This window comes from Aliivibrio sp. S10_S31 (assembly GCF_014694495.1).
GTDB lineage: Bacteria > Pseudomonadota > Gammaproteobacteria > Enterobacterales > Vibrionaceae > Aliivibrio > Aliivibrio fischeri.
The window spans coordinates 1-15,699 of sequence record NZ_JAAUWR010000027.1 but is presented as its reverse complement, the minus strand read 5'-3'; the positions used below and the strand labels follow the sequence as shown (position 1 = coordinate 15,699).

At 39.2% G+C, this 15,699-nt stretch carries 11 protein-coding genes and 1 tRNA gene; 3 read left to right on the top strand and 9 right to left on the bottom strand.

Annotated elements, in window-relative coordinates:
* Nucleotides 1-77: 77 nt before the first annotated feature.
* The 6 genes from HC728_RS18045 to HC728_RS18020 form a co-directional block, all read right to left on the bottom strand.
* Complete coding sequence (locus tag HC728_RS18045; RefSeq protein WP_190395847.1) at nucleotides 78-1,112, bottom strand: ABC transporter ATP-binding protein; 1,035 nt, start codon at nucleotides 1,110-1,112, stop codon at nucleotides 78-80.
* The gene (locus HC728_RS18040) at nucleotides 1,112-2,743 is read right to left on the bottom strand and encodes an iron ABC transporter permease (RefSeq protein ID WP_065604272.1); all 1,632 of its coding nucleotides are present in this window, start codon (nucleotides 2,741-2,743) and stop codon (nucleotides 1,112-1,114) included. Before HC728_RS18040 ends, HC728_RS18045 begins: the two co-directional genes overlap by 1 nt.
* Before the next feature lie 67 nt (nucleotides 2,744-2,810).
* A complete protein-coding gene (locus tag HC728_RS18035) occupies nucleotides 2,811-3,824 on the bottom strand; it encodes a Fe(3+) ABC transporter substrate-binding protein (RefSeq protein WP_012533191.1) in 1,014 nt (337 codons plus the stop codon).
* 168 nt (nucleotides 3,825-3,992) lie between these two features.
* Nucleotides 3,993-5,222: an ammonium transporter gene (locus HC728_RS18030; RefSeq protein ID WP_011262597.1), complete on the bottom strand. Its 1,230-nt coding sequence runs from the start codon at nucleotides 5,220-5,222 to the stop codon at nucleotides 3,993-3,995.
* A gap of 17 nt (nucleotides 5,223-5,239) precedes the next feature.
* On the bottom strand, nucleotides 5,240-5,578 hold the full coding sequence (locus HC728_RS18025) for a P-II family nitrogen regulator (protein ID WP_005420830.1): 339 nt from the start codon (nucleotides 5,576-5,578) through the stop codon (nucleotides 5,240-5,242).
* A gap of 162 nt (nucleotides 5,579-5,740) precedes the next feature.
* The gene (locus HC728_RS18020; protein WP_005420832.1) at nucleotides 5,741-6,109 is read right to left on the bottom strand and encodes a YacL family protein; all 369 of its coding nucleotides are present in this window, start codon (nucleotides 6,107-6,109) and stop codon (nucleotides 5,741-5,743) included.
* 142 nt (nucleotides 6,110-6,251) lie between these two features.
* Between HC728_RS18020 and HC728_RS18015 the strand changes: the two genes are divergently transcribed.
* The 3 genes from HC728_RS18015 to HC728_RS18005 all read left to right on the top strand — a co-directional run bounded on the left by HC728_RS18015 (nucleotide 6,252) and on the right by HC728_RS18005 (nucleotide 9,933).
* Nucleotides 6,252-7,397, top strand: a complete 1,146-nt coding sequence (locus tag HC728_RS18015) for a sugar diacid recognition domain-containing protein (RefSeq protein WP_190395846.1) — start codon at nucleotides 6,252-6,254, stop codon at nucleotides 7,395-7,397.
* Nucleotides 7,398-7,524: 127 nt separating this feature from the next.
* Nucleotides 7,525-8,790 (top strand): GntP family permease, encoded by a 1,266-nt coding sequence (locus HC728_RS18010; RefSeq protein ID WP_190395845.1) that lies wholly within the window; start codon nucleotides 7,525-7,527, stop codon nucleotides 8,788-8,790.
* A 12-nt stretch (nucleotides 8,791-8,802) separates the two neighbouring features.
* Nucleotides 8,803-9,933 carry a glycerate kinase gene (locus HC728_RS18005; RefSeq protein ID WP_017019164.1) on the top strand — a complete coding sequence of 377 codons (1,131 nt, stop codon included), beginning with the start codon at nucleotides 8,803-8,805 and terminating at the stop codon, nucleotides 9,931-9,933.
* A 67-nt stretch (nucleotides 9,934-10,000) separates the two neighbouring features.
* On the opposite strand, the gene acnB is transcribed toward HC728_RS18005, so the two are convergent.
* From acnB to HC728_RS17990, 3 genes are all read right to left on the bottom strand, one after another.
* Nucleotides 10,001-12,589 (bottom strand): bifunctional aconitate hydratase 2/2-methylisocitrate dehydratase, encoded by a 2,589-nt coding sequence (acnB, locus tag HC728_RS18000; RefSeq protein ID WP_190395844.1) that lies wholly within the window; start codon nucleotides 12,587-12,589, stop codon nucleotides 10,001-10,003.
* Nucleotides 12,590-12,810: 221 nt separating this feature from the next.
* Complete coding sequence (locus HC728_RS17995; RefSeq protein WP_190395843.1) at nucleotides 12,811-15,072, bottom strand: patatin-like phospholipase family protein; 2,262 nt, start codon at nucleotides 15,070-15,072, stop codon at nucleotides 12,811-12,813.
* A 541-nt stretch (nucleotides 15,073-15,613) separates the two neighbouring features.
* Nucleotides 15,614-15,690, bottom strand: a tRNA-Asp gene (locus HC728_RS17990).
* Nucleotides 15,691-15,699: the final 9 nt, after the last annotated feature.

Below are 15,699 nucleotides of genomic sequence, written 5' to 3'. Positions count from 1 at the left end.
ACTAAAACAAGATCTCTAAAGAATTAACCCAGCTAATATAAGAGTCTGTTAGCTGGGTTCTTTTTATACTACTGATATTAATCCTGAACAAAAACAATTGGGCAGTGCGGTTTGATTTCAAATTTCACCTTTTCACCTATCGTTAATGAATCATTAGAAACAGCGATTAATTCCACACCATCACTATCGATAACATAACGACACGTATCCCCCATAAATTGCAGCTCTTTCACTATCGCCTCACCGTTTGCATCACGATATAAGGTAATATTTTGTGGTCGTAATAACACTTCCGCTTTTTTATCGGCTTCCGTTGTGCTTCTACCACAAGAGATGAAACCAACTTGAGTCTCTATATTTCCATTCTGGTTAATCGTACCAGACACATAAGAACCACCACCTAAAAAATCAGCAACAAAGCGACTATTAGGGGAGTAATATAAATCGTTAGAGCTACCAAACTGTTCAATCACGCCATGATTCATTACTGCTAATTTATCTGAAAAAGCAAAGGCTTCTTCACGACTGTGAGTAACAAAAATAGCCGTCACACCTTGAGCCTTAAAAATTCGACGGATCTCTTTAATCAAGTCATGACGTACTTGTGTATCAATATTTGAAAATGGCTCATCAAGTAAAAGTAAATCAGGTTCACTCGCCAACGCTCGCGCAATGGCGACACGCTGTTGTTGTCCACCAGACAATTGATGAGGATAACGATCACCAAATCCGCTTAAATGAACTAGGTGTAACATCGACTCAACTTTATCATCGGCTTTTTTCTTATCCCAATCCTTTAAGCCAAAACCAATATTTTGAGTCACCGTCAAATGAGGGAAAAGTGCATAATCTTGAAAAATCATGCCGATGTTTCTTTGCTCTGGTGGTAACCAAGTATTGTTATCCGTTATCACCTTACCATTTAAGTTCATCTCACCAGACGATAAAGGCAACAGACCTGCAATGGATTTTAATAACGTCGTTTTTCCACACCCACTTGCACCAAGTAAACAAACGATCTCACCTTGTTCAACATTTAATGAAAGCTGAGATAAGATATCTTGATCGTGATAGCGACAAGTCAAATTTGAAATAGATAATGCAGACTTCATTAATGATGTTGCTCCAAAGAACGGTTAACAATAATTAATGGAATTAACCCCACTAAAACCAATAGCACCGCAGGCATCGCTGCGATTTCTAGTTGCTCATCAGAAGCAAAATTAAACACGTAAGTTGCCAGTGTTTCAAAATTAAATGGACGCAATAATAATGCTGCGTTGAGCTCTTTCATTGTTTCTATGAACACTAGAAGCCCCGCAATTAAACACCCTCGACGAATCAGTGGAAAGTGCACTCGACGCAGCATAGACCAAGTCCCACATCCCAATGTGCGAGAAGCCATATCTAATGAAGGCGGTATCTTATTTAAGTTACTTTCAATAGAACCGATAGCGACCGCTGAAAATCGAGTTACAGAAGCAAAAATTAACGCAAAAATAGAGCCCGAGAAAATCAGCCCAATAACCCCAAAGCCAAGCTGTTTTGATACATCATTAATAAAATGGTCCAAACCAATCATTGGTAGCATAACGCCAATAGCTAAAACCGTTCCTGGTACAGCATAACCCAATGAAGCCAAACGCATAGGAATAACGCTCCATTTACTCGCAGGCTTTAAGCGACGTAAGAAATTAACCACAACAGCAATGATTACGGCAATAACGGCAGAAATACTGGAGACATATAAACTATTGATGGCATATTCTTGAAATTCTGCAGTCCAACTTTGCTCAAAATAATCAATGGCATAACTGATTAACTGCATTAATGGGAAAATAAAAGCTATCGAAACAAGTCCCCAACACCAAATAAAGGCGCTCCACTTTTTCCAACCATGCAATTGATATTGAAATTCCTCGCTAGTATTAAATTTTTCTTGGAACATTTTTTGTTTACGGCGGCTATAACGTTCACCACTGATCAACAATAAAATACCCATCAGCATAAAAGCAGAAACCTTAGCTGCCGCATTCAAATTTGAATAACCAAGCCAAGTATCATAAACCGCAGTCGTTAACGTATTAACCGCAAAATAGCTCACAGTACCAAAATCCCCTAATGCCTCCATTGCAACTAATGACAGTGCAACAGCAATCGATGGTCTAGCAAGAGGTAAAGAAATACGTTTAAAACTTTCCCAAGGTGTACATTTTAGTAAGCGTGCTGATTGTAACAAACTGATGTTTTGCTCCATAAAAGCTGCGCGAGCTAATAAATATACATAAGGGTACAAAACTAAAGACATCACTAAGATGGCACCAGTTAATGTACGAATATCTGGGAACCAATAATCGCTATAAGACTGCCAGCCAAAAATATCACGTAATAACACTTGTATTGGACCAGCAAAATCTAACCAATCCGTATAGATGTACCCAACGATATAAGCAGGCATAGCAAGAGGCAAAACCAAAGCCCATTGTAAAATGGAAGAGCTAGGAATACGGCACATAGCCATAAACCACGCAGAAGGAACACCCAAAATAAGAGAGAAGAACATCGCACCAAACACTAATAAAACCGTGTTGAGTGTGTATGTAGGAAGCACAGTATTAAACAGATGAGTAAATATATCATCTGTATTACCTAATGCTGTGTATAGGATCGCTAAGATCGGTAAAACCAGTAATAGAGAAAGACTCCAGCTACTGGTTTTCCAAAATAATAATTTTTCTTTCATTGCCTAAACTGCAAGGCTCTTATAAAAATGATGAGGTATTGTTACCTCACCATTTTTAAATATCAAATTAAAGATCGAATTTAACTTCATCTAAAAGCTTAATTGCTTTTGTATGATTATCTGCGATCTCATCTAAAGAAAGTGTATCGGCTTTAAAGTCACCCCAAGAAGCGACTAAATCAGAACGCTTAACTCCTGGTTTTACAGGGTATTCATAGTTAACTTCAGCGTACATACCTTGTGCTACATCACCAGTTAAGAACTCCATTAATTTTAATGCATTATCTTTATTTGGTGCGTATTTTGCCATCGCCATACCACTCACATTCACATGTGTACCGTCAGTATTTTGATTTGGGAAGTTGATGTATACCGACTCAGCCCAAGAAACTTGTTTTGGATCGTTAACCATTTTGCCTAAGTAGTAGCTATTACCTAAAGCAAGATCACAAAGACCTTCTTTAATTGCTTTCACTTGTGCACGATCATTGCCTTGTGGTTTACGAGCAAGGTTTGATTTTACGCCTTCTAACCACGTTTTCGCTTCTGCTTCACCATGATGAGCAATCATTGAAGAAACAAGAGATACATTGTAAGGGTGTTTACCACTACGAGTACAAATCTTACCTTTCCATTCTGGCTTAGCTAAATCAGCATAATCAAAATCAGCACCTAATTTACCCACACGGTCACGAGATGAATAAACGTTACGAGCGCGAAGTGTTAGAGCAAACCACTCATCTTCAGCATCACGATATTGTGCAGGAACATTTGCATCAATAACTTTACTATCAACAGGTTGAACTAAATTTTTATTAGTTAATTCAGCTAAACGGCTAATATCAGTTGTTAAAATAACATCTGCTGGGCTTAATTCCCCTTCTTGAGCCAATTTCTCAGCTAGGCCTTTTTTAGCAAACTTAACATTAACCTGAATACCAGTCTCTTTTGTGAACTCTTTGAACATTGGCTCAACTAAGAAAGGTTGGCGATAAGAGTAGACGTTAACTTCTTCAGCAGCCATAACACTTGGTGCAAACATACCTGCAATTAAAGCAGAAACTGATAGTAATTTTTTCATGTTATTCCTTTAAAATCTTTACTTACAAATGGTAATAATAATAATTATCAATAACGGTATTATACGAAGAGATTTAAAAAAGACAATGATCCAATTTTCTTTTTTATAAAAAAGAGCCCCAATACTTGCGCATTAGGGCTCTTGAATTTGTAAGGAAATATTAACTTTCTATTTTACACTTACAAACTCTGGGTAAGCATCGATACCACAATCATGTACATCCATACCTTCAAGCTCCTCTTCCTCTGTCACTCGAATGCCGACTGTCGCTTTCAATACCGCCCATACAACTAAACTTGCGCCAAATACCCATGCAAAGATCACAACAGCACCAAGTAGTTGCGCTCCAAATGTGGCATCAGAGTTACTCAAAGGAACCACCATTAAACCAAAGAAGCCACACACACCATGAACAGAAATAGCACCTACAGGATCATCAATTTTAATTTTATCAAAACCAACAATACTAAATACAACCAGAGCTCCAGCTACTGCACCAACACTTACAGCTGCTAATGGTGACGGTGATAACGGATCTGCCGTGATAGCAACTAAACCTGCTAATGCCCCATTTAATACCATAGTTAAATCAGCTTTACCCCATGTGCTCTTACATACAAATAATGCCGTAATTGCTCCTGCCGCCGCAGCTGCATTCGTATTCAAAAAGATCTGGCCAACCGCAGTTGCATTCTCAAAGTCAGAAACCATTAACTGAGAACCACCATTAAAACCAAACCAACCAAACCATAAAATAAAAGTCCCCAGTGTAGCTAAAGGCATATTTGAACCTGGAATTGGATATATTTGACCTTTCTTACCGTACTTACCTTTACGAGCCCCTAGTAATAGAACGCCTGCAAGCGCCGCAGATGCACCAGCCATATGAACGATACCTGATCCAGCAAAATCACTGAATCCTGCTTCTGATAGGAAGCCACCACCCCATGTCCAATACCCTTCCATTGGATAAATAAAAGCGGTTAAAATCGCTGAAAAAATAAGGAATGACCATAGCTTCATACGCTCAGCAACCGCTCCTGAAACTACTGACATCGCTGTAGCTACAAATACCACTTGAAAGAAAAAGTCTGATTCTAGTGAATGATCGGCACCTTCAGCCTGTGTACCAATTAAGGTTCCTATCGAAGGTAAAAAACCACCTGAGCCGTTATCAACATACATAATGTTATAACCAACCACTAAATACGTGGTACAAGCGATTGCATATAAACAGATATTTTTAGTTAGTATCTCTGTTGTATTTTTTGAACGAACTAAACCAGCTTCTAGCATGGCAAACCCTGCTGCCATCCACATAACTAATGCACCTGACATCAAAAAGAAGAAGGTATCTAACGCATAACGAAGTTCTGATACTGTTGTTGAAAGTTCCATAATATTGTCCTCTATCCTTAAAGTGCTTCGGTATCGGTTTCACCAGTACGAATACGCACAGCTTGCTGAAGGTCATAAACAAAAATCTTTCCATCACCAATCTTACCTGTGTGCGCCGCTTTGCTGATCGCTTCAACAATACGATCAACCCCTTCAGCTTGAACGGCTATTTCTAATTTTACTTTTGGAAGAAAATCGACTTGATACTCAGCCCCTCGATATAGTTCAGTATGACCTTTTTGACGTCCAAACCCTTTCACTTCTGAAACGGTCATGCCATCTACTCCAGCATCAGCAAGCGCTTCTCTAACATCGTCTAATTTAAATGGTTTGATTATGGCGTTAATTATTTTCATAGCTCAGTCCCTTGAATTTATTTGTTACTTATTCTTAACAATTCAATCGGTATGCCAACATTAAAAATAATTATTATTCAATAAGATAGGGGATTGCAGAGTAACAAAACAAAAAAGGCCGCACTAATATAGTGCAGCCTTTCCCTATCAATGAGCATTAGATTAAAAGCGATTTATAAATGCTTCCCAACTTTGAAGCATAGTTTCAAAATCTTCTAATCCACATACTGATATACATTCATCATCATACATATGAATATCTTCTTCGAACTCTTCATCAGATTGTTCAAACAATGCGTTCTCTTGAACAATGACTTCTTGATCGCTCAATACTAATGTCATCACCTTGCCTGATAACGTCCACTCATCCTGTGTATTTTTAATTAAAGCAATGTGCTTATATATTTCTGCGAGTAAATCCGTATTTTTCGCTACATCTTCAACTAACCAACGTCCCATGGCTTCATGCCCCATAGAAAAATTCGCATGGTATGTACCCTCAAGGGTATTTTTCTTAAATTCGTAATCCATCGGATATCCTAACAATTATATCGGCGTTAACTCACACGTTTTGGATCAAAGACAATGCCGAGCTCTTTTACTCCAGTATAATCTTATCCCTATTTTTTTTATAGCTAACTCCCTCCTTTCTTAATAGCTAAAAGGTTTAAAGATGCAGTTAACCACAATGATCGCCAAACAAATTGTTGAGCGTTCAATGAAAATTATCAAACACTCTGTCAATGTGATGGATGAGTATGGTGTGATTATTGGTTCAGGGGACCCATCAAGATTAAACTGTCGCCATGAAGGGGCGATACTTGCTATTAATGAAAACCGAGAAGTTGAAATCGATTACTCTACAGCTCAACAATTACGTGGTGTAAAAGCTGGAATTAACTTACCCATTGTGTTTCAAAATAAGGTTATTGGGGTTGTTGGTATTTCTGGAAAACCTTCAGAAATCCAACAGTACGGTGAGTTAGTAAAAATGACCGCCGAACTTATCATTGAGCAAGCCGCTTTAATGACAGAAATCCAGTGGTCTAAACGTCACAAAGAAGAATTAGTTCTACAATTAATTCAACCATCAGACTTAAATACACAACAGCTTTATTCAATTGCTGAACGATTAGAACTCGATCTTAATCAACCACGAATCGCAACCATCATTAAGGTAGATTCTTTTAATGGTGAAAACCTTTCTCTCAGCCATCTTCAAAAATTAGTTCATTTATTAGAATATCCAGAGCGCGATAATTTAGTGGCAATCAGCTCCGTGACCTTAAACGAAGTTGTGGTATTAAAGCCAATTACATTAACGGATACAGGATGGAATAGAAGCCATGAAGAAAAAAGGATCCGCCAATTATTTCAACGCATCTCCCATGATGAGAAATTCACAATAAAAATAGCATTGGGTGATTACTTTCCAAATCTAGAAGGACTAGCGCAATCTTATATGACAGCAAAAGCGACCATGAGTACTGCTAATGCTAAACATCGCATTTTATTTTTCCAAGATAACAAGTTACCCGTTTTAATTAATGGACTAAAATCCGATACTTGGCGAATGGAACAATTAAAGCAACCTATCGTTAATCTTCAAAAAGCAGATCCTAAAGGGATATTATTCAAAACCCTTAAAGCCTTTTTTAATCATAATTGTGATTCAGCTCAAACCTGTAAATCACTCCATATTCATAGAAATACACTTCGTTATCGACTTGATAAAATAAACAAAGAAACTGGCTTAGATATCAATAAGATAAATGATTCTACCTATTTATATCTTGCTTCATTAATGAGTAATAAATAACACTCAATTTGTGCAACTGCATAATGAATTAAATATTTAACTCATGAAATTTGGGCATTCGACTAAAGCATATTGATAACGATAACGTTAGATTACCGACATCTTAATTATTAAATGGAACGTTAATATGATCGAAGTATCTACCCTAGGCGCTATTTCAGCGCTCGTTGTTGCTATCGCCCTCATCCTTAAAAAGGTCCCGCCTGCTTATGGCATGATTATTGGTGCTCTAATTGGTGGTATTGTCGGTGGCGTTTCATTAACAGATACAGTTAACTTGATGATTGGCGGTGCTCAAGGAATTGTTACCGCTGTTTTACGAATTCTTGCCGCTGGTGTTCTTGCTGGTGTATTAATTGAATCAGGTGCGGCAACCTCTATTGCAGAAACCATAGTAAAAAAAGTAGGCGAAACCAGAGCACTGCTGGCATTAGCGGTTGCAACAATGATCTTAACGGCTGTGGGGGTTTTCGTAGACGTTGCTGTAATTACTGTTGCTCCTATTGCACTTGCGATTGCTCAGCGTGCTGACCTATCTAAAATGACTATCTTATTAGCGATGGTTGGCGGCGGTAAAGCTGGTAACGTAATGTCACCTAACCCAAATGCGATTGCGGCAGCCGATGCTTTTAATGTGCCTTTAACTTCAGTGATGGCAGCTGGTGTTATCCCTGGATTATTTGGGTTAGTGTTTGCTTATTTCATCGCTAAAAAACTTGTCAATAAAGGCAGCAAAGTCCAAGCTCATGAAGTAGTTTCTGTTGATCATTCTCGCCTACCTAGTTTTACGACTTCTATCGTAGCTCCTCTTGTTGCAATCAGCCTTTTAGCCCTGCGCCCAATAGCGGGTATTAATGTCGATCCTCTCATAGCACTTCCTTTAGGTGGCTTACTGGGTGCTGTTGCAATGGGACGCTTTAGAGATACCAATCATTTTGCAGTCTCTGGTTTAACTCGTATGGCCCCTGTTGCTGTAATGTTACTTGGTACAGGTACATTAGCAGGCATCATTGCAAACTCAGGGTTGAAATCTGGCCTTATAGATATTTTAACGGCTTCTGGCCTTCCATCTTATCTACTTGCCCCTATTTCCGGAGCCATGATGTCGTTAGCAACAGCATCAACAACCGCAGGTACTGCCGTTGCTGCGAGTGTATTTAGTCACACAATTTTAGAGCTTGGTGTTCCTGCTCTTGCTGGTGCTGCAATGATTCACGCTGGTGCAACCGTATTAGATCACATGCCACACGGTAGTTTCTTCCATGCAACTGGTGGCGCTGTACACATGGATATTAAAGAGCGTTTAAAACTTATTCCATACGAATCAGCTGTTGGTCTAATGATCGCAACGGTTTCAACCCTCATCTTTGGCGTCTTCGGTTTATTTGTTTAATAAGGCTATATTATGAAAATCGTTATTGCTCCTGACTCTTACAAAGAAAGTTTAACGGCGATGGAAGTCGCTACGGCCATTGAAGCTGGATTTAAACAAGTATTACCTCATGCTGAATATATAAAGTTACCTATGGCCGATGGTGGTGAAGGTACGGTTCAATCACTGATTGATGCAACTGGAGGCTCAATTATCGAGCACACAGTAACTGCGCCTCTTGGTGAACAAATTACTGGTTTTTATGGATTATTTGGCGATGGTCAAACAGCCATTATCGAGATGGCAGCGGCATCAGGTTTACACCTTGTTGAACCAAGTTTACGTAACCCTCTAAATACCACCACTTATGGTACTGGCGAACTAATTAAAGCGGCGCTTGATAAAGGTGTAAAACACATCATTGTAGGAATCGGTGGTAGTGCGACTAATGATGGCGGCATTGGCATGGCTCAAGCACTTGGTATCAAACTTCTGGATAAAGATGGTAATGATCTTGCTTTTGGTGGAGATTCGTTAGCACAGCTTGTAACGATCGATACATCAAATAAAGATCCTCGTCTTGATGATATTACACTTGAAGTTGCATGCGATGTTGATAACCCACTGTGTGGACCTAAAGGTGCTTCTTTCGTGTTTGGCCCACAAAAAGGGGCAACTCCTGAGATGGTTACCACGTTAGATAACAATCTAAGCCATTATGCCGATATAATGAAAGATCAACTTGGTAAAGACGTAAAAGACACAGCCGGAGCTGGCGCTGCAGGTGGGCTTGGTGCCGCCTTACTTGGTTTATTTAGTGCAACTCTGCGTCCTGGTATTGAAATCGTAATGGATGCCGTAAATCTATCAGATGTTGTATCAAGTGCCGATCTTGTTATCACTGGAGAAGGTCGAATCGATAGCCAAACTATTCATGGAAAAACACCGATTGGCGTAGCAAGAACAGCGAAAAAATTTGATTTACCTGTTATTGGTATTGCAGGTTGTTTATCTGATGATTGTGCAATTGTTCATGAGTATGGTATTGATGCAGTATTTAGTGTTGTGCCTCGCTCAGTGTCTCTTGAGCTTGCATTAAAAGAAGCCGCTATTAACGTAGAAAATACCGCTCGTAATGTTGCAGCAATATATTCAATGAAATAGGTAAGTATCCAGCTCTCTAAATAAAAAAGCAGCCCATTGGCTGCTTTTTGTATTTATGAAGATAAGGTTAAGCTGGCTCTTGGAAAATAACCGTATCCGCTTTCTCTGTATATGCTCCCATTTTATGGAAGTTCAGATAACGGTAGGTATCTGCAGCGGTTGCATTAATCTTATCAGCGTACTCTAGATACTCTTCCTTCGTCGGGATACGACCAAGAATTGCACCAACCGCAGAAAGTTCAGCAGATGCTAGGTAAACATTCGCACCTGTACCCAAACGGTTCGGGAAGTTACGAGTAGACGTAGACATTACTGTCGACTTGTCTGCCACACGTGCCTGATTACCCATACATAGTGAACAACCCGGAGTTTCAATACGAACCCCAGCGCGGCCGAAGATGCCATAGTAGCCTTCTTCTGTTAGCTGATCTTTATCCATCTTAGTTGGCGGAGCCACCCATAAACGAGTGCTCAGCGAACCATTGAACTCTTCAAGCATCTTACCAGCAGCACGGAAGTGACCGATATTCGTCATACAAGAACCGATGAACACTTCTTGAATCTCAGTGCCCTGAACGTCAGAAAGAAGACGAGCATCATCTGGATCATTTGGTGCACATAAGATTGGCTGATCGATGTCGGCAAGATCAATTTCGATAACGTGAGCGTATTCAGCATCTGAATCAGCAGACAGTAACTCAGGGTTAGCTAACCACTCTTCCATTGCAGTAATACGGCGTTCGATAGTACGAACATCACCATAGCCTTCAGCAATCATCCACTTAAGCATAACGATATTTGAATTCAAGTATTCTTCAATAGACTCTTGAGATAGTTTAACTGTACAACCTGCTGCTGAACGCTCAGCAGACGCATCAGAAAGCTCAAATGCTTGTTCAACAGATAAGTGTTCAACGCCTTCAATTTCTAGTACTCGACCAGAGAATTCGTTGATCTTACCTGCTTTCTCTACCGTTAGTAGACCTTGCTTGATCCCATATAACGGAATCGCGTGTACCAAGTCACGTAGCGTGATGCCCGGTTGCATTTCACCTTTAAAACGAACCAAAATAGATTCAGGCATATCAAGAGGCATAACACCTGTTGCTGCTGCAAATGCCACTAGACCTGAGCCTGCAGGGAACGAAATACCTAGAGGGAAACGAGTATGCGAGTCACCACCAGTACCAACAGTATCAGGTAGGAGCATACGGTTTAACCATGAGTGGATAACACCATCACCCGGACGCAGTGAAACACCTGCACGGTTCATAATAAAATCAGGTAGCGTGTGATGCGTGTTTACATCAACAGGTTTTGGGTATGCCGATGTGTGACAGAAAGATTGCATCACAAGATCCGCAGAGAAACCAAGACATGCAAGATCTTTAAGCTCATCACGTGTCATAGGACCCGTCGTATCCTGAGAGCCTACCGTTGTCATCTTAGGCTCACAATATTGACCAGCACGCACACCTTCAACACCACATGCTTTACCAACCATCTTCTGAGCTAGCGTGTAGCCTTTATCAGATGCAGATGGATCAATTGGCTTAGCAAATAGATCGGTTTCTTCTAAACCTAGAGAGTCACGAGCACGACTTGTTAAACCACGACCAATGATCAGTGGAATACGACCACCTGCACGAACTTCATCAAGCAATACTTTCCCTAGTTTAAAACTAGAGATCTCTTCATTATTTTTACGAACAACACCTTCATAAGGGAAAATATCAATAATATCTCCCATATTCATGTTTTGAACATCAAGCTCAATCGGTAATGCGCCAGAATCTTCCATCGTATTATAGAAAATTGGAGCGATCTTACCGCCTAAACAAACACCACCAGTGCGTTTATTTGGCACGAATGGGATATCTTCCCCCATAAACCAAAGCACTGAGTTTGTTGCAGATTTACGAGAAGACCCCGTACCAACAACATCACCAACATAAGCTAATGGGATGCCGTCTTTTTGCATTTCTTCGATTTGAGTAATAGGACCAACGCTACCCTGTTCATCTGGAGTGATACCATCACGTTCCATTTTCAACATTGCTTTTGCATGTACAGGAATATCAGGACGCGACCATGCATCTGGTGCAGGAGAAAGATCATCGGTGTTCGTTTCACCTGTGACTTTAAATACTTTTACTGTGATCTTTTCAGCTACTTTATCTTTTGATGTAAACCATTCTGCATCAGCCCATGATTGAAGTACTTGCTGCGCTGAAACATTACCTGATTTTGCTTTTTCTTCTACGTCATAAAAAGCATCAAACATCAAAAGTGTGTGCGATAGTGCTTTAACGGCAATTGGTGCAAGTTCAGCATCATCTAATAAAGAAACAAGAGGCTCTATATTATAACCACCTTGCATTGTACCAAGTAATTCTGCTGCTTTTTCTTTACTAACAAGTGGAGAAGAGACTTCTCCTTTAGTAACTGCTGTTAAGAAGCCAGCTTTAACATAAGCGGCTTCATCAACGCCAGGGGGAATACGATTCTCTAGTAAATCAAGAATAACTTCTTCTTCGCCTTGAGGCGGATTTTTTACTAATTCAACTAATGCTGCTACTTGCTCAGCATCCAGTGGTCTTGGGACCACGCCTTCTGAAGCACGTTCTTCGACGTGTTTACGATAAGCTTCAAGCACGACTTAATTCCTCACTTTCTGGTCTACTCTTAATGAGTAAACATCCTTGGAAACAATTCAGTTTATATCCATTAACTTTTTAATTCTGTTATAAATCTCAATAAAACAAGAGAATATGTATCGGAATAGACTAAAAATGTGGCGAGATGATATCAAATTTAACTCAAAATTAAAATCTCACCACATCAAACAACATACGACTTATGGCGCACTTTTAAACATTATAAAGTTGCACCAATACTTAAATATACTGATTCATGATTTTGCTCTGTGCGACCATAAGCGAAAATAATAGGGCCTATTGGTGAGTCTATTCCTGCAAAAATAGAGCCTGCTGCATACATAGGGGCATCACTAAAATGTTCATCATTCCAGACACTTCCTTGCTCAAGAGATCCACCTAAATATATAGGCGACTGGAATAATCCAAAATCATTGTCCATTAAACGATAACGATAAACTAAACTTGCAAATGCTAAATTCTCACCAGATAAACTGTCTTTTGATATTCCTGATAAATGTAGAAAGCCCCCCAGAGATTTAGGCTCAAGAGGAATACCTCCATTTTTATTTTCTACAACACCATACTCACCGTGCACGACTAAAGTATGACGCTTTATTGTATAAGCAAATCGCCCATTAACGGTTAACTCTACAACTGAATCATCAATCGTATCGCTACTACTAATTTCGCCTAATGTATCTTCGCTATATAAATACTCAGTAAATAAATAAAAACCTTTAGTCGGAAAAGTAAAATTATCCAACGTATCTAAACGATATTGTGCAAATATTCCTTGTCTCTCATAATCACTATTATAATCTGGAATAATATTTAAAACTAAATCACCCGTTGTATATCTCCCCCCGATCCTAAAATCACTCCAAAGCGCGGGTTGTATACCTAGAGATGCTTCAAATTCAAGTTCGTTATATTCAGTTGGTAGGTAGTTATCTATATTATCAAGAGTAGGAGTTGGCCTAAATTGAGTTTGAGTAACGCTATAAGTCCCTTTTAAAGAAGAAAACAATAATTGATTACTAAGAAAAGGCGTATATAGCTCTGCTTGCATCAACTTATCTGTACCTAATTCAAAATTTGTCCTTAACTCAGAACTGTTTTCAGATAAACCAATTATGTTAATATCTGTAAAATTGATAGAAAAACCAAGCGAGTATTTACTTTGATTATAAAAGTCATCTTCTAATGAAAAACGAAAATCTAAATAATTTGGTCCCCAACTTTTTTCATTTACATCAACAACGAGTTCTGTAGATCCATCATTGGCTGTCTGATAAAAATAATCTATTCTTTCAAACCTATCAATCGTATACAGCGCTCTAACTTTAGCTTCTAATTGTTCTGAAGTATAAGTTTTACCCTCATCTATTTGAAGATATTCAAATAACATACGTTCACTGTATGAACTGTTATTATTTAACGTTACATGATCTATTTTAAGATTATCACCACGTTTTAACTGACTGGTTTTTTGTTCTTTTTCTTTTAAATAAGTTTGATATTCAGCGGTAGGTAATACCAATTTATCTAACTCTAAATGCTGTTCATAAGCGATATCATAACCTTTTCCATACGCAAAAGGCATCTTACTAAACTCTGCAGTTTCCATCTTCCCTACATGGGGAGAAAGTAATATATCGTTTTCACCTAATAGTTTTTCTTGCTGAAGGGTGCTATTTTTTACAATGTAATTTGTTAATTGCCCCATTACAGATAAATAACTGGAGATATCTTTTGCCTCTAAGTAATCAGAACCTATATCTACAGCGATAATAATATCTGCCCCCATCTCCCTTGCTATATCCACAGGCATATTATTTACACTACCGCCGTCAACCAACAAACGCCCTTCATATTCAACAGGTGGAAGCGCTCCAGGAACTGACATACTTGCCATCATTGCTTCTGCTAAATTGCCATGTTCTAATATCACAGGCTCTAGCTTCTCTATATCAGTAGCAACAGCTCTGAATGGGATAGGAAGATCATCAAATGACTCTAAATAAGGAACATTTCCAGAGGTTGTTCTCAGGATTTTGGCCATATTTTGGCCCTGAACAAAGCCTTTTGGTGCTTTTAGTTCTGTGAATGAGAAGCCAATATCTGTCCCTATTTGATAACGGTCTTCATATTCCTTATCTCTAATTTGTCTTTCACTTCGTTCAACTTTATCAACAAATCCGCTATTCCAATCAATAGTATCAATAAAGATTTCGATTTCATCCGCACTTAACCCTGATGCATATAACCCCCCAATATAAGCCCCCATACTGGTACCTGTAATATAATCAATGGGGATTTTCATTTCTTCTAGTGCTTTAAGTACCCCAATATGTGCTGCACCCTTTGCTCCACCGCCAGCAAGCACCAACCCAATTTTAGGGCGAGTTTCATCAGCGAATGCCACAGAAGAAGATAGATATAAAAAAATAGAAGAAAACAGGAGAGGCTTGAAGCGCATAAAATCATCCTTGAAATATTGATATAAAAAGAATACAGGATGAAGAAGGAGATAAAAAGCTTAATCAACTAAACTGCCTATTTCGCAGTATCTATTCGGTATAATTATACTTTTATTCAGACGTAAAAAAGCCCTAATCTTTCGATTAGGGCTTCTTAGTATAGTGGCTACGTTAACGGGACTTTCTATTAACCTTGAGAGCGACACGTCCCCCTGTGTGACAGGCCGCTAAGCTCTCCAATAGAAAGCCTAACCAACTGAACTACCACTTCGCTGTGTCTATTCTGCATCATTTTACTTTTATACAGACGTATAAAAGCCCTAATCTTTCGATTAGGGCTTCTTAGTATAGTGGCGGAGTGGACGGGACTTTCTATTAACCTTGAGAGCAACACGTCCCCCGGTGTGACAGGCCGCTAAGCTCTCCAATAGAAAGCCTAACCAACTGAACTACCACTTCGCTGTGTCTATTCTGCATCATTTTACTTTTATTCAGACGCAAAAAAGCCCTAATCTTTCGATTAGGGCTTTTTCAAATAAGTGGCGGAGTGGACGGGACTCGAACCCGCGACCCCCGGCGTGACAGGCCGGTATTCTAACCAACTGAACTACCACTCCGCAGTGTCT